18 protein-coding genes and 2 tRNA genes are annotated in these 19,011 nt (G+C 54.4%); 13 read left to right on the top strand and 7 right to left on the bottom strand.

Annotated elements, in window-relative coordinates:
• Positions 1 to 82 precede the first annotated feature (82 nt).
• From lepB to JTP09_RS02570, 8 genes are all read left to right on the top strand, one after another.
• Positions 83 to 835, top strand: coding sequence for a signal peptidase I (gene lepB, locus JTP09_RS02605; RefSeq protein WP_204876741.1), 753 nt, complete (start codon positions 83 to 85; stop codon positions 833 to 835).
• On the top strand, positions 832 to 1,590 hold the full coding sequence (locus JTP09_RS02600) for a ribonuclease HII (protein ID WP_204876740.1): 759 nt from the start codon (positions 832 to 834) through the stop codon (positions 1,588 to 1,590). The genes lepB and JTP09_RS02600 overlap by 4 nt, the downstream gene beginning before the upstream one ends.
• A gap of 2 nt (positions 1,591 to 1,592) precedes the next feature.
• Positions 1,593 to 1,928, top strand: coding sequence for a DUF2469 family protein (locus tag JTP09_RS02595; RefSeq protein WP_204876739.1), 336 nt, complete (start codon positions 1,593 to 1,595; stop codon positions 1,926 to 1,928).
• A 295-nt stretch (positions 1,929 to 2,223) separates the two neighbouring features.
• Positions 2,224 to 2,607, top strand: coding sequence for a YraN family protein (locus JTP09_RS02590; RefSeq protein ID WP_204876737.1), 384 nt, complete (start codon positions 2,224 to 2,226; stop codon positions 2,605 to 2,607).
• 2 nt (positions 2,608 to 2,609) lie between these two features.
• The gene (locus tag JTP09_RS02585; protein ID WP_204876736.1) at positions 2,610 to 4,148 is read left to right on the top strand and encodes a YifB family Mg chelatase-like AAA ATPase; all 1,539 of its coding nucleotides are present in this window, start codon (positions 2,610 to 2,612) and stop codon (positions 4,146 to 4,148) included.
• Positions 4,149 to 4,195: 47 nt separating this feature from the next.
• Positions 4,196 to 5,431 (top strand): DNA-processing protein DprA, encoded by a 1,236-nt coding sequence (gene dprA, locus JTP09_RS02580; protein WP_204876734.1) that lies wholly within the window; start codon positions 4,196 to 4,198, stop codon positions 5,429 to 5,431.
• Positions 5,428 to 6,450 carry a tyrosine recombinase XerC gene (locus JTP09_RS02575; protein ID WP_304621699.1) on the top strand — a complete coding sequence of 341 codons (1,023 nt, stop codon included), beginning with the start codon at positions 5,428 to 5,430 and terminating at the stop codon, positions 6,448 to 6,450. Before dprA ends, JTP09_RS02575 begins: the two co-directional genes overlap by 4 nt.
• Positions 6,451 to 6,511: 61 nt before the next feature.
• Entirely contained in the window at positions 6,512 to 7,018 is a 507-nt protein-coding gene (locus JTP09_RS02570; protein WP_204876732.1) for a DUF3145 family protein, read from the top strand.
• Positions 7,019 to 7,073: 55 nt separating this feature from the next.
• Here JTP09_RS02570 and fabF read toward each other — a convergent pair whose 3' ends face one another.
• The 5 genes from fabF to aceE form a co-directional block, all read right to left on the bottom strand.
• A complete protein-coding gene (gene fabF, locus JTP09_RS02565; RefSeq protein ID WP_204876731.1) occupies positions 7,074 to 8,339 on the bottom strand; it encodes a beta-ketoacyl-ACP synthase II in 1,266 nt (421 codons plus the stop codon).
• A 106-nt stretch (positions 8,340 to 8,445) separates the two neighbouring features.
• On the bottom strand, positions 8,446 to 8,688 hold the full coding sequence (locus tag JTP09_RS02560; protein ID WP_204876729.1) for an acyl carrier protein: 243 nt from the start codon (positions 8,686 to 8,688) through the stop codon (positions 8,446 to 8,448).
• A gap of 259 nt (positions 8,689 to 8,947) precedes the next feature.
• Positions 8,948 to 9,973, bottom strand: a complete 1,026-nt coding sequence (locus JTP09_RS02555) for a beta-ketoacyl-ACP synthase III (RefSeq protein ID WP_204876728.1) — start codon at positions 9,971 to 9,973, stop codon at positions 8,948 to 8,950.
• A 16-nt stretch (positions 9,974 to 9,989) separates the two neighbouring features.
• Positions 9,990 to 10,907, bottom strand: a complete 918-nt coding sequence (locus JTP09_RS02550; protein ID WP_204876727.1) for an ACP S-malonyltransferase — start codon at positions 10,905 to 10,907, stop codon at positions 9,990 to 9,992.
• Between the two features lie 393 nt (positions 10,908 to 11,300).
• Complete coding sequence (gene aceE / locus JTP09_RS02545; protein WP_204877196.1) at positions 11,301 to 13,991, bottom strand: pyruvate dehydrogenase (acetyl-transferring), homodimeric type; 2,691 nt, start codon at positions 13,989 to 13,991, stop codon at positions 11,301 to 11,303.
• Between the two features lie 488 nt (positions 13,992 to 14,479).
• Between aceE and JTP09_RS02540 the strand changes: the two genes are divergently transcribed.
• The 5 genes from JTP09_RS02540 (at position 14,480) to gndA (ending at position 17,111) form a co-directional block, all read left to right on the top strand.
• Positions 14,480 to 14,887 carry a DUF3052 domain-containing protein gene (locus JTP09_RS02540; RefSeq protein WP_204876725.1) on the top strand — a complete coding sequence of 136 codons (408 nt, stop codon included), beginning with the start codon at positions 14,480 to 14,482 and terminating at the stop codon, positions 14,885 to 14,887.
• A gap of 103 nt (positions 14,888 to 14,990) precedes the next feature.
• A tRNA-Val gene (locus tag JTP09_RS02535) sits at positions 14,991 to 15,063 on the top strand.
• Between the two features lie 48 nt (positions 15,064 to 15,111).
• Positions 15,112 to 15,184: transfer RNA gene (locus JTP09_RS02530), tRNA-Val, on the top strand.
• Positions 15,185 to 15,269: 85 nt separating this feature from the next.
• Positions 15,270 to 15,449: a hypothetical protein gene (locus JTP09_RS02525; protein WP_204876723.1), complete on the top strand. Its 180-nt coding sequence runs from the start codon at positions 15,270 to 15,272 to the stop codon at positions 15,447 to 15,449.
• 177 nt (positions 15,450 to 15,626) lie between these two features.
• A complete protein-coding gene (gene gndA, locus JTP09_RS02520; RefSeq protein ID WP_204876722.1) occupies positions 15,627 to 17,111 on the top strand; it encodes an NADP-dependent phosphogluconate dehydrogenase in 1,485 nt (494 codons plus the stop codon).
• 106 nt (positions 17,112 to 17,217) lie between these two features.
• On the opposite strand, the gene epsC is transcribed toward gndA, so the two are convergent.
• Together epsC and cysK are read right to left on the bottom strand one after the other, a co-directional pair.
• Positions 17,218 to 17,802, bottom strand: coding sequence for a serine O-acetyltransferase EpsC (epsC, locus tag JTP09_RS02515; protein WP_204876721.1), 585 nt, complete (start codon positions 17,800 to 17,802; stop codon positions 17,218 to 17,220).
• Positions 17,803 to 17,970: 168 nt separating this feature from the next.
• Positions 17,971 to 18,906 (bottom strand): cysteine synthase A, encoded by a 936-nt coding sequence (gene cysK, locus JTP09_RS02510; RefSeq protein ID WP_204876720.1) that lies wholly within the window; start codon positions 18,904 to 18,906, stop codon positions 17,971 to 17,973.
• Positions 18,907 to 19,011 lie beyond the last annotated feature (105 nt).

The following is a 19,011-nucleotide window of genomic DNA, read 5'->3' as shown; positions in this document are numbered from 1 at the left end:
AGATTCCAACGCCCGCAGTGTGCATGCGTTGCGAACCGTGATGATTGATACCCTAGCGATGAGAAAGATAGTTGGTTTTTCGATGTCTGTAGAACCCGGTGCCGGAAGCATAGCAGCCGAGAAGAAAGCGAGAAAACCGTTTCTTACTCGCAGTAAGAAGAAAGCCCTTGATAACAAACCCCAGTCGTTGGGTGAACAGGTCAAGGAGATCCTGCTGATTATCTTCTATGCTCTGCTGATTGCTTTTGTCTTAAAAAGTTTTGTTGTACGAGGATTCTTTATTCCATCGGGGTCGATGGAGAACACTCTTGAGGTCAACGATCGCGTGTTTGTGAATCGTGCTGGCGCTATGTTTGGTCAGGCTGAACGCGGTGACATTATTGTCTTTGAAGACAAAAAGGAGTGGATACCTGATACCGGTGCTTCGCAGGGCGCTATTCGCAATGCTCTTGCCTTTATTGGTGTGCTTCCTGATGCTTCTGAGAACTACCTGGTAAAACGTGTTATTGGTGTGGGTGGCGACCGGGTGCAGTGTTGCTCTGCTGACGGCAAAGTAACCGTCAATGGTGTTGCTATCGACGAGACCTACGTTAAGGAAGGCGTAAACCCTTCCGATGTGCCTTTTGATGTGATTGTTCCTGAGAACTCTTACTTCGTGATGGGTGATAACCGCTCGAATTCAGCAGATTCTCGCTATCATATTGAAAGTAACACTGCTTTTATCAATGACAGCGATGTGGTGGGTGAGGTTTTTGTGGTGGCGTGGCCCCTCAGTAGCTTCACCTTGATGAATGGGGATTCAGAAGTCTTTGAGCCGGTTTCTGCGGGTTCATGATTAGCGGAGCGACTTTAGAGACAGAAGGTGAGTTATTCGCCCGGGGTTACACCAGCATCGCGGGAATTGATGAGGTAGGACGCGGTGCCCTTGCCGGTCCTGTGTCTGTAGGCGTTGCTGTGGTGACGCCCCAACATACTCTCGATGTTGAGGGACTCATTGATTCTAAGGCTCTTAAAGAATCTGTGCGTCAGCAGATGGTACCTCTCATACAGCAGTGGGCGGTGACGGGGGTAGGCTCTGTGAGTGCTGCCGAGATTGATGTTTTGGGTATGACTGCCTCTTTACGTCTGGCGGCTCACCGGGCGATGCATCGGGTGCTAGCTGCTGGGGCGCGTCCTGATGCGGTCTTATTGGACGGAAAGCACGACTGGTTCACCGAACCCGAAACTGATCTGCTGACCGGGTTGACCCCGTCTGATGAGTTCTATCAGCACAGTGTAGACCAACTCTGGGGTGGGGATAGACTGCCGGTTTTACCGGTGCAGACTATCATCAAGGGGGATTTTACCTGCGCTTCAATTGCCGCCGCGTCAGTGGTTGCTAAAGTCAGTCGAGATACATATATGGAGTCTTTGGCAGATCAGTACCCCCAGTATGGGTGGGCAAAAAATAAGGGCTACGGCAGTCAAACCCACCGGCAGGTACTTCAAGAACACGGAGCCACCGTTGAACATCGCCTCTCGTGGAACTTGGGCATTATGCCCGAGCAAACCCGTCAAGCACACATTCAGCGAGCGAAAGGAATGATTTAATCATGAGCGGTGAAGACCTTGAGAAATATGAAACTGAAGCTCAGCTCGAATTGTACAAAGAGTATAAAGAAGTCTCATCGCTCTTTAGCCATGTGGTTGAGACCGATCGCAGGTTTTACCTGGCAAACTCTGTCACGGTAACTCCGCAGGCGAGCGAGGGCGGACTTTATTTTGATGTGAAGATGACGGACGTGTGGGTGTGGGATATTTTCCGCAAAAATCGCTTTGTGAAGGCTGTACAGGTCTATTCTGTCAAAGACGTCAATGTTGAAGAACGCAGTGACCAGCAGGATTTCACGATGCCAGAGGTACCTGATTACCCACCCTCTGATGCTTAGCTATTACCTGTAATATGCAGAGGGAAAAGCCCGATTCAGTCTATGACTGAGCCGGGCTTTTTGCTGCCCTGCTTCGTTGGCAGGTGGCGCTTTGATCGCACGGTAAAGGCAGGTTATCCACAATCGTAAGTTGTGGACACAACTCAACTGTGGACACAAAAACCTGTGGATAGCTCAAAGACACCCCAAGATATCCACAGATTATGGGGTTTGCTTGACCGGGCTATGGAGAATACGCCACTAATAGAACAAAGGAATAGCAAGAACTCACGGCGGTAGCCAAGGGAGACAAAAGATGGTCAGAACGCACACACAGGTAGGACGATGGGGCGAAGATATAGCCGCTGCCGCGCTTGAGATCAATGGTTACACCATCATCGAACGCAACTGGCGACCGGAACCCATCGAGGGCATAGAAACGGTGCGCGGTGAGGTCGATCTGGTTGCTCTTGACCCCGAGCTTAACCTGGTCTTTGTTGAAGTAAAAACCAGGTCAACAGCTGATTATGGGCACCCTCTGGAAGCAATCAACCGCACCAAATCTCAACGGCTCAAATTTCTGGCTTACTCATGGTGCAGTACCCGAGAGACCACTGATTTCACAGGTCTTCGCATCGACGCGGTAGCTATCACAGGCACGCCCAAAGAATTTACCTTTGACCACCGAAAGGCGGTCTAACTATGGCTTTTGCACGGACTTTTTCTGTCGCTTTGATGGGTATCACCGGTCATGTCGTTGAGGTTGAAGCCGATATCTCCACAGCGCTTCCAGGCTTTTTGCTGTTGGGTTTGCCCGACGCCGCCCTCAACGAAGCTAAAGATCGGGTACGGTCTGCCGCTAAAAACTCCGGGATTTCCCTACCCAGCCACAAAGTAACGGTGAATCTGACTCCGGCTACCTTGCAGAAGAAAGGCTCCGGGTTCGATTTAGCGATGGTGGTTGCTGCCCTGCAAGCGGCGGGGGAGCTGCAACCCAGCGGGCAAACAGTGTTTCTGGGAGAGCTTGGATTAGACGGCACTTTGCGTGCTGTACCCGGTGTTCTCCCTGCAGTTAAAGCTGCGGTAGACGCCGGTCACCACCGAGTCGTTGTACCCGCCGCTAATGCTAAAGAAGCTGCTCTGATACCGGGAGCCGAGGTTAGCGGATTCTACTGTCTTGCCGAGGTATTTAGGGCGCTGGGCGCCGATGCTGATACTCTCACCTTTCCACCCCAAACCCAATCGACGCGTCCGGCTGAGACTTCCACCGAGCTGCTAGTACCCGACATGGCAGATGTTGCAGGTCAAACAGAAGGACGCATGGCGCTAGAAATCGCCGCCGCCGGTGGGCACCACCTTCTGCTCAACGGCCCACCCGGCTCGGGTAAAACCATGCTCGCTGAGCGTCTACCCGGTATTTTGCCTGCACTCGATGATGCCTCAGCGATGGAAGTAACCGCCATCCACTCACTGGTATCGGGAGGGTACGGTCTCACCGAACTCATGCGTACCCCACCTTTTGAAGCTCCGCATCATAGCGCATCCGCGCCGGCAATCATTGGCGGCGGTAGCGGAATCCCCAGACCGGGCAGCATCTCTAAAGCCCACCGTGGAGTACTTTTTCTTGACGAAGCACCGGAATTCAAGCGCACCGTGCTCGACACCCTACGCCAACCTTTAGAAAACGGGGAAATCATCATTGACCGCTCTGGAGCGCAAGCCATCTACCCGGCACGGTTTCAGCTGGTACTCGCCTGCAACCCTTGCCCCTGCGGCCTCAACACCGGCAGAGGGCTTGAATGCACCTGCACTGCCCGTGAGCGACGCAGCTACTTCGGCAAACTCTCCGGCCCTTTGCTGGATCGCATCGACTTACACATCACCGTTCCCAAAGTCTCCTCAGCAGAACTCGCCCAGACCGGTTCCAACGAATCCAGCGCGGCAGTAAAAGAGAGGGTAAGCGCAGCACGGGCTGCCCAATACGAACGCCTAGCACCCTTCGGCTTGCTCACCAACGCAGATGCCAACGGCAAAATCCTACGCGGGGCACTCAAACTCGATAACAGGCTCACCCAAGAACTCTCCACCGCCATGGACCAAGGCAAACTCACCGCCCGAGGCTACGACAGGGTGCTGCGCACCGCCTGGACGCTTGCCGACCTCGACGGCGCAACAACACCGGGTAAAGACCACCTCAATCTCGCCCTCTACTTCAGAAACCTCTCAACACTGGCGCGCTAACCACCCTCAGCGCCTAAAGCAACCTCCCACGGAAAAGAACTACCACTATGAAACCAACACCCGAAACCACCACAAACAGCACTCAACGCGCCCGAGCAATCATCATGCGAGCGGTCGAACCCCAAGACCACATCGCCCACGCACTCATCGAATCCCAGGGCGTAGAGAAAACCGCACACATTCTCTCAGGAAGAGAGAAACTGACCTCGCACCTCACCGAAGAACTTATCGGTGATACAACCCTTGAACCTGAGCAGTTCTTCAAACAGCTCACCGACCGCATTGAACGCTGTGGGCGCAAGCTCAGCACCTACAACCCAGATCATGAACTCCACTTCGCCCCCAAAATCGGGGCATGGCTGTGTACACCAGAAGATGATGACTGGCCTCAATCCCTCAACGACTTCGGCTACGCCACTCCCTTCGCCCTCTGGGGCAGAGGCGACCGCAACAGACTCAACGAGCTTAAAGAAGCGCGCTCGCTAGCAGTGGTGGGTTCGCGCGATATTAGCGCCTATGGGCGTTCAGCAACCCAGCACCTTGCTGGTGAACTTGCCCAGGCAGGGCTGACCATAGTCTCCGGCGGCGCCTTCGGTATTGACGCGGTTGCCCACACCAGCGCTCTTGCCACGGGAACCTCTCAACTGCCTACGGTTGCTCTGATGGCAGGCGGGCTAGATTCTCTTTACCCCAAGCACAACGAAAACCTGCTACATCAGGTCATCGAACAGGGGCTGATTCTTTCAGAAGTACCGATGGGTCTTGCCCCTACCCGGTGGCGGTTTCTCCAGCGAAACAGGCTCATCGCAGGTCTATCCCGCGGCACTATTATTGTTGAAGCCCGCTGGCGATCGGGGGCGCTCAACACTGCAAACCACACCCTAGAACTAGGGCGCACCGTATACGCGGTACCTGGCTCAATTTTCTCGCCCAGCTCAGAGGGCTGCCACCGTCTGCTCAAAGACGGTCTTGCTACCGTGCTCACTAATGCCCAAGACCTCATTCAAGAGATGACGCAGAGCCTGCCAGTACAGAGTTCAGCCTTCCCCGAGGCTAACCTAGGCGATACCACAGACACTCTTGATAGCACTGAACGCTTTGTGTGGGATGCTCTACCGGTTCGCAGAACTATGAGCATCGAGGAACTCAGCTCTACCACCTCTCTTCCTGCACGAACTCTCATGGTTACTCTCAGCAAGCTGCACGCGCACTCACTGGCAAGCCAAGATACCGCCACACTACAATGGAAGAAGAAAATACCGGCAAGGACAGGGACAGCATGAGAGACCAACAACCAACCCCTGACCGCGAAATGCCAGAGATCACTGACTCCGATCTGCCAGATACCCTAGTACTCACCGACGGGCCCCTTGAATATAATCGAGCCTACTCGCAGGTGATTGCTGAGTACACCCGCTATCTCACCTATGAGAAGCATCGTTCACCCGAGACCATCAGATCTTACACCTCTGATCTCACCGCTTTTCTTGCCTACTGTAACCGGTACGGGGTGAGCGAATTACGCGCCATCACCCGTGATCATTTACGCGACTGGTTGGCGAGCCTACACCGCCACCACGCTGCCAGAAGCACCATGGCGCGGCGCGCGTCCTGCCTTCGTTCCTTCTTTGTCTGGGCAGAAGAGGAACAGCTGATTGACGTGAACCCCGCCCGCACTCTCAGCACCCCGGCTAAAGACCGCTACCTTCCTGAGGTACTGAACAACGACCATATGCAGCAGCTGCTGAAAGACGTCGAGAGGTCTCTACAAGAGAACCCCCGCGATGCGCGCACCCTGCGCCTGGCAGCCGTGGTGGAGCTGCTCTACGCCACGGGTATGCGCATTTCTGAACTTACGGGCCTTAACCTGGGCAGCATCGACCGCACCGCCTATAGGTTGCGCGTCATAGGTAAAGGCAATAAAGAGCGGATCGTTCCTTTCGGTCAACCTGCGATGGACGCGCTAGAACAGTGGGTGAGAGCGGGCAGACCCCAGTGGTTTACGCCCGGTAACGGCAGCGTGCAAGAGGCCCTCTTCATTGGTCCGCGCGGTAAACGGGCAAATCCCCGTCAAATTCGTGAAGATATCAACCGTTTGCTCGCGGGGCTAGAGAACACCACCGCCAGCGGCGCCCACATCTTCAGACACACGGCAGCTACCCACCTGGTAGATGGAGGCGCAGATATCCGCACCGTCCAGGAGCTACTGGGACACACCAATTTAGCCACCACCCAAATCTATACCCACGTTTCTATTGATAAGCTTGCTGGTAGCTATTCAAAAGCCCACCCCAGGGCGTAATGGAGAACACGGGCAAAGCCCCGAAACTGCGGTAGACCACTGCTGAAAGGTGCGAGAAAACATGAAGCATGCAACCGGTGGGTACATCTTTATCCACGCGGCACCGTATGCTCTGTGCCCGCATATTGTCTGGACGCTGCAGCACCTCATGCAAGGCTCCCTCACCGTTCAATGGAGCGAGCAGCCGCTCAAAGCCGGTACTGTAGCGACGACCATCCAGTGGCAGGGCGATCAAGGAGATTCTGCCCGTTTTGCATCCGCCCTTTTTACGATCGGCAATATTTTTTTCGAGGTTACAGAAAACGCTACTGCAACAAGTGACGCTAGCCGGTTCATGCACACCCCTAGTCTCGGAATCTTTCACGCCCACACTGATATTGCCGGTAACTTCGTAGTGACAGAAGAACAAATTAAACACGCCTATGAACAGGCAGGGGACGACCCCCAGCTACTGTTGCACCATTTCGAGGTAGCGCTTGGGCAAGCGTGGGATCTCGAACTTGAACCCCTGCGTCCTGCCGCGAGTACACTCAGCTCAGTGCCTCTCTTACGTTCCCACAGGGCATAAAAATACCCGGCTGCACTAACAACCGGGTATTTTTGCGTTCTTGAGTGTCGCAGACTTAGACACTCTTGAAAGCTACTACAGCGTTGTGACCGCCAAAACCGAAAGAGTTCGAGAGAGCGGCAATATTGCCGTCGGGCAACTGACGCGGGGTGGTGACAACGTCCAGCTCAATCTGCTCGTCCTTGGTCTCAAGATTGATAGTTGAAGGAGCGGTACGGTGATGCAACGCCAAAACCGTGAACACTGCTTCAAGAGCTCCTGCAGCGCCCAAGAGATGACCGGTCATCGACTTGGTGGCTGATACAGCAACATTGTCAGTGTGCTCACCAAAAACTTCACGCAGGGCGGTAGCCTCAGGAATATCACCCACAGGGGTAGAGGTCGCGTGGGCATTGACGTGAACAACCTGATCCACCGCAATGCCGCCCTTCTCCAGTGCCTCACGCAGGGCACGGGTAGCACCCATCGCCGCGGGGTCGGGAGCGGTAATGTGGTAAGCGTCCGCTGAAACGCCGGTACCTGCGAATTCAGCATAAATACGTGCACCGCGTGCTTTCGCGTGCTCCTCGGATTCAAGAATCAAAGCAGCGGCACCTTCGCCCATGATAAAGCCGTCGCGGTCAGTATCGTAGGGACGTGATGCGGCGGCGGGATCATCATTGCGGGTGGAGAGAGCCTGCATCTTTGCAAAAGCAGCAATAGTGGTAGGGTGAATTGCCGCTTCAGTACCGCCAGCAATGACCACATCAGCCTTACCCGAACGAATCAAATCAAGTGCTAGATCCAACGCTTCGGTTGAAGAAGCACACGCTGAAACAACGGTCTGAGCGGACGCGCGTGCCTTCAAATTCATCGACACCGCAGCAGCAGCGCTATTGGGCATCAGCATGGGAACAGACATGGGTAGCAGACGGCGGGGCCCCTTATCGCGCAGAGTGTCCCAGGCATCCAGCAGCGTCCAAACGCCGCCCATACCGGTACCAAAGGCTACGGCGGTGCGCAGGGGATCTACACCGTCAGCTGCCTCAGCGTCATCAGCGCCGAACCCTGCGTCCGCCCACGCTTCACGAGCAGCAATAAGAGCAAACTGCCCCGATGGGTCAAGGCGCTTAGCCTCAACCTTGCTCAAGCGTTCTGACTCAAGCGGGTCAATAGCGGTCTTAGCAGCAAAAGTAACGGGAAGTTCGTATTGTTCAACCCACTCTTCAGTGAGTGTACGTACACCGGAGACACCCTCGAGGGCATTCTGCCAGGTAGTAGGTACATCTTCGCCAATGGGGGTGAAGGCACCAAGACCGGTGACCACAACTTTTTGAGACATTGTCAGTTACGCTTTCTGGGGTAGAGGTTCGTTGTCATCTCGCGCGGGCGCATATATTGATGGGCGCGAGATGGTTTGTCTCGCGCCCATGAATCGGTGAGGCTAATTAGCTAGCGTTCTCGATGAAGTTCACTGCATCGCCCACGGTCTTGAGGTTCTTGACTTCCTCATCGGGGATGGTGACGTCGAACTTTTCTTCAGCGTTAACAACGATGGTCATCATGGAGATTGAGTCGATGTCGAGATCTTCAGTGAATGACTTGTCGAGCTGAACGTCAGCAGTCTCAACGCCGGTCTCTTCGTTAACGATTTCTGCCAGACCTGCGAGGATTTCTTCTTTGCTAGCCATTACGGCTCCTTTGCTTTTATGCGGACGCCGCTGGGCGTCGCAGTTTTTCTCGTGATGATTCGGTGTTGCTGTCAGTTTCAGAAAGTTCTGAGCCCGGCAGCTTCATGAATCGGTGGGGTGACTTGGCGGGATAAACCGCGCCAAGAACCCTTACGCTTATGAGTTTATCCCGTGTCTTGGTGAAGTTACGGAACATACGCTCACGGTTACTTTGAAAATTATAGTGGTATTTTTCAAAAAACGTGAGTTGAGGAATGCACTAGGGCAGTACAACGACCTGAGCTGCAAAAGCAAGACCGGCACCGAAACCAATCTGCAGGGCGAAGGTGCCTGAGAGCTCGGGGTTTTCTTCTAACAGGCGGTGAGCTGCCAAGGGAACGGATGCTGCCGAGGTGTTGCCAGCATTGACAATATCGCGGGCTACAGCAACAGTGTCGGGTAGCTTGAGGGTCTTTACCATCTGGTCAATGATACGTTCGTTCGCCTGATGGGTAATGAGCGCACCCAGCTGATCTGCGGTAATACCAGCGGTATCCAGAGCCTGCTGAGCAACCTTAGCCATTTCCCACACTGCCCAACGGAAGACCGATGGACCGTCTTGACGCATAGTCGGCCAAATCTTCTCACCCTCCTGGACGGGGTTCGCAATAAAGTCGCGGTTGCGAATCTCAAGCAGAGAATGGGTCATGCCCACAGTCTCAAAACGGCTGCCATCTGAACCCCAAACGGTCGGTGCAATACCGGGGGTATCTGATGCACCCACCACGGCAGCACCCGCGCCATCACCTAGTAAGAACGAAATGGTGCGCTCGGTATCGTCGATGAAATCTGAAAGTTTCTCAACGCCGATGACCAGAACATTGCGGGCAGTACCCGCCTTGACCAGAGCATCCGCCTGGGCGATGCCGTAACAAAAACCGGCGCAAGCTGCTGAAATATCGTAGGCAGGGCTTTTAGAGCCAATAGCATCAGCCACTAGAACTGCCAGTGAAGGGGTAGCGTGCGGGTGGGTGATGGTTGAAACGATAACTGTGTCTATATCATCACCGGTTAGTGAAGCTCTCTCTAATGCGTCCTTGGCTGCGTCCACCGCCAGATCGGTGATTGACTGGTTTTCATCGGCACGGTGGCGGGTAACAATGCCGGTGCGCTGTCTGATCCACTCATCGGAGGAATCAATCTTCTCTACCAAATCATCGTTGGCGACAAGGGTGTTACCGCGTGCGGCACCGTAGCTCAGAATACGTGAGTAGGTGGAGGGTTCTGCCTGTCGTAGGGTTGTCATGGGTACTTTCTTCTTTCTACTTCGCAAAAAATTCGAGAGCTGAGGTGAGATCATCGGCGGTGTTGACCGCAAGACCGGGAGTGCCTTTCATTCCACGCTTGGCAAGACCCACAAGGGTACCGGCAGGAGCAAGCTCAACCACAGCTTTGATAGAACGCTCGCTCAGCGTTGCCATGCACAGATCCCAACGCACCGGGCGGGTCACCTGAGCCACCAGAGAATCTAGCGCTGCCTGACCGCTGGCAACCGGCTGACCATCAAAGTTAGAGAGTAGAGGAGCTACGGGCTCTGACGGGGTAATACCCTGGGCAAAAGTTGCCAGAGGAGCCACCGCGTCCTGCATAAAAGCAGTATGAAAAGCACCAGCAACCTGCAGAGGAATTACACGGGTACGTGCCGGAGGATTCTCAGCGAAGGCTTCGAGGTTCTCCAGTGAACCAGCGGCTACAATCTGGGACGCGCCGTTGGAATTCGCAGGGGTCAATCCGGCATCCTCGATTGCTGCGCGAACCTCATCTTCTTTGCCACCCAAAACCGCTGACATACCGCTGGGGGGTGCTGCCGCAGCAGCTGCCATGCCCTCCGCGCGCACCTTGATGAACTTCATGGCTTCTTCTTCAGTCAGGACACCAGCAAGAGCCGCCGCAGTAATTTCACCGACGGAGTGACCGGCGTAGACAACCTGACTTTCATCGAAACCTTCACGCTGTTTGATTAGCGAACCGGTAACAATACCGGCAGCGACGATGAGCGGCTGCGCGATAGCGGTGTTGCGAATGGTTGCTTCGTCGGCTTCGGTTCCGTAGCGAATAATATCTAAGCCGGAGGCATCCGAGAGGCGCTCGAGGTGTTCTTTCACGCCCTCTTCTTCGAGCCAAGGGGTGAGGAAACCGGGTTTCTGCGAACCCTGTCCGGGGCTGACCAATGCAATCATTGCTATCACTTTCGTGCAGTGCGAATTTTAAAAAATGCTTCTGCGTTCGATTCTACAGAGCATTTTTTGTACAAAAGCACGAAAAACTTCAAAAAATGCTGGGAAAGTCCAAAAACTCTTGCACACCCGCCTCTCAAGCCCGCGTCCCCACCCCGTATGACCAGGTTCTGCTCACCTGTGACCACGCTCCGCTCCAATGACTGCTTTGATTGTGGTCTCACCTGGGCACAGCGTGGTCACTTCATCAAGTGGGGAAGGACGCAAGATAGGGCAGGGGGCGCAAGAGTAGAGAGAGTGGACGAGGGCTCCGTAAGGCATGCAAAAGGCGGTGTTTTTATCTTCTGAGGAAGATAAAAACACCGCCTCTTAGCTCAAGGTGAGACTCAGCCTAGCCTATGCGTCGCCGCCTGCGTTACCTGAGGTACCTGCGTTGACGTCATCCAGTTTGTACTGCTCGAATGCCTTGGCAGGAATGTCGGCGGAGATTTCGCCGCGCTTTGCCAGCATCTGCAGCGCACGAACCGCGATGGAGTGCGAATCGATGTGGAAGAAACGACGCGCGCCGGCACGGGTGTCTGAGAAGCCCCAGCCATCTGCACCGAGGGTTGCGAAATCGTTGGGTACGTACTGGCGAACGGGATCCATGAGGTCTGACGCGAAGTCTGATACCGCAACGATCGGACCGGTTGCGCCTTCCATCTGCTGAGCGATGAAAGGAGTGGGGTTCTCCTTGCCTGAGGTGAGGAAGGAGGTTTCCTCAGCTTCCAGGCCGTCGCGGCGCAGCTTGGTCCATGAGGTGACTGACCAAACGTCGGCTGATACACCCCAGTCCTCAGCCAGCAGCTTCTGAGCTTCGAGAGCCCAAGGAACAGCAACACCTGATGCCAGCAGCTGGGTACGAGGACCATCAACCTCTGACTCGCTGACGCGGTAGATACCGCCAATCAGACCTTCAACGTCGAGGTTCTCGGGCTCAGCCGGGTGAACGATCGGTTCGTTGTAAACCGTGATGTAGTACATCACGTTGTGGTCTTCGTCCTTAGTGCCGTACATCTGCTCGATGCCGCGCTCAACGATGTGAGCCAGTTCGTAGCCGTAGGCAGGATCGTAGTGAATCACTGCGGGGTTGGTTGAAGCCAGGATCGGTGAGTGACCGTCCATGTGCTGCAGACCTTCACCGGTCAGGGTGGTGCGACCTGCGGTACCACCGATGATGAAACCGCGTGCCAGCTGGTCACCAGCAGCCCAGAAAGCGTCACCGGTGCGCTGGAAACCGAACATCGAGTAGAAGATGTAGACAGGAACCATGGGTACACCGTGGGTATCGTACGAGGTGCCAGCGGCGGTGAGAGCTGCGGTGCCGCCCGCTTCGTTAATACCAACGTGGAGAATCTTACCCTCGGGTGATTCCTTGTATGCCAGCATCAACTCGCGGTCAACCGCAGTGTAGTTCTGGCCGTTGGGGTTATAGATCTTCGCGGTCGGGAAGTAGGAGTCCATGCCGAAGGTACGAGCCTCATCGGGGATGATAGGCACAATGCGATCGCCGAAGTCCTTCTCGCGCATGAGGTCCTTGAGCAGGCGGACGAAAGCCATGGTGGTGGCTGCCATCTGCTTGCCGGTGCCCTTCTTCGCTCCCTTGTATGCCTTCTCGCTGGGCAGGGGGATTTCCTTCTGCTCGTTGAGGCGACCGGGGATGAAGCCACCGAGCTCCTTGCGGCGCTCCATGAGGTACTTCATCTCGGGTGAATCGGGATCAGGGCGGTAGTAGGGAGGATTGTAGAGATCCTTCTCCAGTTCCTCATCGGTGATGGGAATGTGCAGACGGTCGCGGAAGATCTTGAGATCGTCCATGGTCAGCTTCTTCATCTGGTGGGTAGCGTTACGACCCTCGAAGTGAGTACCCAGACCGTAGCCCTTGACAGACTGAGCCAGGATGACGGTGGGCTTGCCCTTGGTCTCCATCGCGCGCTTGTAGGCTGCGTAGACCTTGTGGTAGTCGTGCGCACCGCGCTTCATTGCCCAGATTTCCTCGTCGGTCATATCTGCAACGAGTTCTTTGGTTTCGGGTGAGCGACCGAAGAAATGCTCACGAATGAAGCCACCGGATTCAGCCTTATAGGTCTGGTAGTCACCGTCGAGTGCTTCGTTCATGATGCGAACGAGCTCGCCACTCTTGTCTTTTTCGAGCAGGGCGTCCCACTCGCGTCCCCACAGTACCTTGATGACGTTCCAGCCAGCGCCGCGGAAGTACGCTTCGAGCTCCTGAACAATCTTGCCGTTACCGCGAACGGGACCGTCAAGACGCTGCAGGTTGCAGTTCACGACGAAGGTCAGGTTATCGAGCTTGTCGTTAGCTGCCAGCTGCAGCGCACCGCGTGACTCGGGCTCATCCATTTCGCCGTCGCCCAAGAAAGCCCAGACATGCTGTTCTGAGGTGTCCTTGATGCCGCGGTTGTGTAGGTACTTGTTGAACTGTGCCTGGTGAATAGCGTTCAGGGGACCAAGACCCATGGACACGGTTGGGAACTGCCAGAATTCAGGCATGTTGCGCGGGTGCGGGTAGGAAGGCAGGGCGTTGCCTTCTTTAGTCTTTTCCTGGCGGAAACCGTCGAGCTGCTCTTCGGTCAGGCGACCTTCGAGGAAAGCGCGAGCGTAGTTACCGGGGGAGGAATGGCCCTGGAAGAAAATCTGGTCGCCACCGCCGGGGTGGTTGCGTCCGCGGAAGAAGTGGTTGTAACCAATTTCGTACATGGTTGACTGACCGGCGTACGAGGAGATGTGACCACCCACGCTAATGGTTGACTTCTGGGCACGCTGAACCATGACGGCTGCGTTCCAGCGCATGATAGCGCGGTAGCGGCGTTCGATGGCTTCATCGCCAGGGTATTCGGGTTCCTGGTCAACAGGAATGGTGTTCACATAGTCTGTGGTGGTGACCAAGGGAACTTCAATGCTCTTATCGCCTGCGCGCTGTAGCAGTGAGCGAACGATGAACTGGGCACGCTCAGTGCCGTGCTCTTCAACCAGTTCGTCAAAAGATTCAATCCACTCGCCGGTTTCTTCGGGATCAATATCTTTCATCCCGTGGGTGAGTGCGCTGAGGACGTGGTCATTCGTTGATGAGGGAGCCACTATCCAACCTCTCTTGTGTTGATCTTGTACCTTGACTTGTTCCCCGCAAAAACAGGGCTAGCCGTGCGTACCTTTGCGTATTGGAGCCTTTAGGTAGAAAGTACCCAATACATTCCCTTCTATGTTGTCACATTCGCGCTTATTTATCGCCCTGAGTGGACAGATTATGCTGACCGCAAGCTGTAATTTTTCACTCATTGAAGGTAAAGACTTTGAGAAAATCCTCAGCTTTTAGCCGTGTTTAGTTGATTAGCGGCAAAAACCTGTGTTGAGTTATCTGTGAAACTGAACCGGATACCCCGGTGGTTTTGATTGATGTTTTACGAGAACGCGCCGCGTGTGCTTTCAGCGGTGGAGCTGCTTTGCTTGCTGCTGGGTGTAGGCGGTGTAGATACGGTTGATTGCTGACCGTGTTGTTTTTATTTTTGGAGGCTTGTGTGAGTGAGACCTTGGTAGCCGCTGAGGCGGTAAACCAACTTGGTTTCAAGGGCGGGGATCTCGTCCAGGAATTTGGGTACGACGAGGATATCGACTTTGAGGTGCGTGATGCTCTTGAGGATTTGATTGACGCTGACTTGCTTGAAGAAGATGAGCACGATGTTGTAGATGGTGTTCTGCTGTGGTGGCGTGAAGACGATGGGGATTTGGCAGACGGGTTGGTTGATACCCTCTCTGATCTCGATGAGTCGGGTGTTGTGTGGTTGATGACCCCCAAGTCAGGACGCGCGGGTCACGTTTCACCGGCTGATATTGCCGAGGCTGCCCCTTTGGCGGGGTTGCACGTGACAAAGCCTGCTGCGGTCTCAAAAGACTGGGCTGCTACCCGTTTGGTGATGAAAAAATAACCCTTCACCAACCTGTGGTGCATAACACTACTTTTCGATTTGCGCAGGTTTTAGAACCTGTGTATAGTTTTTCTTCGTAGTCGCGAACAAGTGATTACGGAATGGGTCTTTAGCTCAGCTGGTAGAGCGCCACGTTTACACCGTGGATGTCATCGGTTCGATCCCGGTAGGACCCACTCAGTTACCTTTTGCAGGTAGCTGATGTGAAAATAAAATTTCATATTGGGTCTTTAGCTCAGCTGGTAGAGCGCCACGTTTACACCGTGGATGTCATCGGTTCGATCCCGGTAGGACCCACAAAGTAAGCCTCGATTAATCGGGGCTTTTTTGTGTCTAGAATAAGCGCTGTTACGATTCATGCTGGTTATGAGGGGAAGAAGCGATGAAAAAGTTTAGACCGCGAAACTTCACCGCTGTCGGGCTGTCGATCACCTGGCTTTTGATTTCTCTTTATTTCATCTCACAGGGGCTGATGGTGGGGATGTGGTCGGTCTTTGCCGTGATTGCCCTGTGCATTGGTGCTGCTGCTGTGTGGGTGCTTTTTAACGACACTGTGGAATAAATTCTCTGCCGTAGGGCGAGCGTAGGGTAAACGCAACGCAACTGTGTGCTGATGCGCGTCCGGCAAAGTGGCTCAGTGGCGTTCAGCGTTTGCGCCAGGCGGTGTGTGAGATTCTCGATGCGTGAAATCACCACAACAAATCATGCGATGCATCCTAAACCTGCGTACTCTTGAATCATGGCTGAAAATACTACTGCACGTAAAGCACAGATTGGTGTGACAGGTCTTGCCGTTATGGGCGCGAACCTTGCACGTAACCTGGCACGCAACGGTTACACTGTTGCCCTTCATAACCGTTCTCTTGAAAAGACCGACGCGCTGTTGGCTGACCACGGTGATGAGGGCGATTTCATTCGTACCGAGACCCTCGCAGAACTCGTGGACTCACTCGAATCGCCCCGTCGTATTCTGATTATGGTGAAGGCGGGTGCCCCCGTTGACGCTGTGATTGACCAGCTGGTTCCCCTGCTCGATGAAGATGACATTATTATCGACGGCGGTAACTCACACTTCCCCGACACTATCCGTCGTGAGAAGGCGCTGGCTGAGAAGAACCTGCACTTTGTAGGTGTGGGTGTCTCAGGTGGAGAAGAGGGCGCCTTGTGGGGGCCTGCAATTATGCCCGGTGGTTCAGCGAAGTCTTACGAGTCGCTGGGGCCCATGCTTGAGAAGATTGCCGCGAAGGCTCCTCAGGATGGTGAGTCCTGCTGCGCTTGGCTCTCCACCGACGGTGCTGGTCACTTCGTGAAAATGGTTCACAACGGCATTGAATATGCTGATATGCAGGTTATCGGCGAAGCCTACGACATCCTGCGTTCAGTCGTTGGTCTAGAGCCGGCTGAACAGGCAAAGATCTTCCGCGCTTGGAACGAAACCGATTTGAGCTCCTACCTGATTGAGATTACCTCTCAGGTTCTGGAACAGGTAGATACTGAAACCGGCAAGCCCCTGGTAGACGTTATCGTTGACCAGGCTGGTCAGAAGGGCACCGGCGGTTGGACCGTTCAGGCAGCTATTGATTTGGGTACCCCCATTACCGGCATTGCTGAGTCTGTTTTCGCTCGCGGTCTTTCATCCTCAAACACCGCAGCTCGTGTTGAGGCGCAGAAAGAACTTCCTGGCGGTCTGATTGCTACCACCGGTGTTGCCCACGGTGATCCGGAGTTCGTTGAGGACGTCCGCAAGGCACTCTTCGCCTCTAAACTCGTTGCTTACGCGCAGGGTCTGGACATGCTCGAAGAAGCAGCACACCAGTACGGTTGGGACTACAAGCTCGATGTTGTGGCGTCCCTCTGGCGTGCAGGCTGCATTATTCGTGCAGAACTGCTGGGTGAAATTATGGATGCTTACAAGGGTGAAGACACCCCCGCTAACATGTTGTTGGCACCGGGCTTCAAATCCCTCATGGAAGAGCTCGTACCGGCGTGGCGTCGCGTTGTTGCCAAGGCAACCGCACTCGGTATTCCCGTGCCTGTCTTTGCCTCCTCACTGTCATACTACGACGGTCTGCGCCGCGACCGCCTACCCGCAGCCCTGATTCAGGGGCAGCGCGATTACTTTGGCGCCCATACCTACAAACGTGTGGATAAAAAAGGCGATTACCACGTGATGTGGAGCGGTGACCGCAACGAAGTCAACGCGGCGGACGTTCACGTTCACTAATCACTTCATCCACGCAAAAAGCGGTACTTCTTGCACTAAGAAGTACCGCTTTTTTGCTTTCAAATTCTCAAGAAAATACAGCTTCGAGAAAAAGAGAGGGAAAATATTAGATCCACATTGCCGGGTCGATGTACTCCACAGCATCTACCAGAGGCTGTTTTTTCTCGGGAGTGCGCGGACGCGAGCTGGCGGGAATACCGGTGATGATGGAATCTTCGGGGAAGTCGCTAACCACCACGGCGTTAGCACCAATGGCAGAGCCAGCACCGATGACTACAGGACCTAAGACCTTCGCGCCGGTGCCGATGGTGACCCGATCACCGATGGTGGGGTGGCGCTTGATCTTTTCCAGCGAGCGTCCGCCCAGGGTGACCTGATGATAGAGCATAACGTCATTGCCAATTTCAGCGGTTTCACCGATAACAATGCCCATACCGTGGTCGATGAAAAACCGTCTACCAATAGTTGCGCCGGGGTGAATTTCAACGCCGGTGATAAAGCGGCTGAACTGTGAGAGGGTACGCGCGAAGAACTTGGTGCTCTCCTGCTGCCAGAGACGGTGGGCAAGGCGGTGCATCCAAATAGCGTGCATGCCCGAGTAATTGAGAATAATCTCGATGTTGCCTCGTGCCGCGGGGTCGTTCATACGAACTGTTGCTAAGTCTTCGCGAAGGCGCGCTACGAAGCTCACTGTACTCTCACTTTCATGGGTGGGGCAGGTAACACTCTATCGTTTACCACCACTACAACAGCGTATACCCGTTCAGTATTCCGCCGATGGCTCAAGAAACGATAAAAAAGGGGCGTACCCCACCTGACGGTGATGGAACGACCCCTTTGAGAAAGGTAACCGACGGAATTAACCGCGGATATCCTCATACAGAACGGTGGAGATGTAACGCTCACCAAAGTCGGGAACAATAGCTACAATCAGCTTGTCTTTATTCTCTGACTTTTTCGCTTCTTCCAGCGCCGCCCAGACTGCTGCACCGGCTGAGATACCGCCCAAGATACCCTCTGAAGCACCCAGCGCACGGGCAGTGGCAACTGAATCTTCGATAGTTACATCGGTGACTGCATCGTAGATGTCACGGTCAAGGTTATCGGGAACGAAGTTTGCACCCAGACCCTGAATCTTGTGAGGACCAGCCTTGCCTTCGGTGAGCAGCGGTGAATCCTTAGGCTCAACGGCGATAACCTTGATTTCTGAATTCTGCTCCTTGAGGAACTTGCCAGCACCTGAAACGGTACCGCCGGTGCCCACACCCGCAATGAAGATATCAACTTTGCCTTCAGTTGCTTCCCAGATCTCAGGGCCAGTGGTCTTGTAATGAACAGCAGGGTTAGCGCCGTTATCGAACTGCGAGGCAAGAATTGCGTTTTCGGTGGTAGCAACGATTTCTTTCGCCTTCTCTACCGCACCGCGCATACCCTCAGCACCGGGGGTCAGCACAATGTCAGCACCAAAAGCACGCAGCATGACGCGACGCTCGGTAGACATAGTCTCGGGCATAGTCAAAATGACCTTGTAACCACGAGCCGCACCCACCATAGCAAGAGCAATACCGGTGTTACCTGAGGTACCTTCAACAATGGTGCCACCGGGCTTCAGCGCACCTGACTCCTCAGCAGCATCAACAATTGCCGCACCAATACGGTCTTTGACTGAGTTAGCGGGATTGTAGAACTCCAGCTTGACAGCCACGTTACCGGGCAAATCCTTATCAAGGGTGTTCAGACGAACAACGGGGGTACCGCCAATAATTTCGGTGACATTGTTATACATCTTTGACATAAGTTTTGATCCTTTTATTCAATAGCTAGTAGCGTCAGCGGTTTCTTTCTAGTCTAGGTTAAAGACGCTGCTAGGTCAGGGGGTACGACACATTTCGTAAAACCC

The sequence above is a fragment of the Rothia sp. ZJ1223 genome (genome assembly GCF_016900985.1).
GTDB lineage: Bacteria > Actinomycetota > Actinomycetes > Actinomycetales > Micrococcaceae > Rothia.
This window is presented reverse-complemented; position numbering and strand designations above follow the sequence as displayed.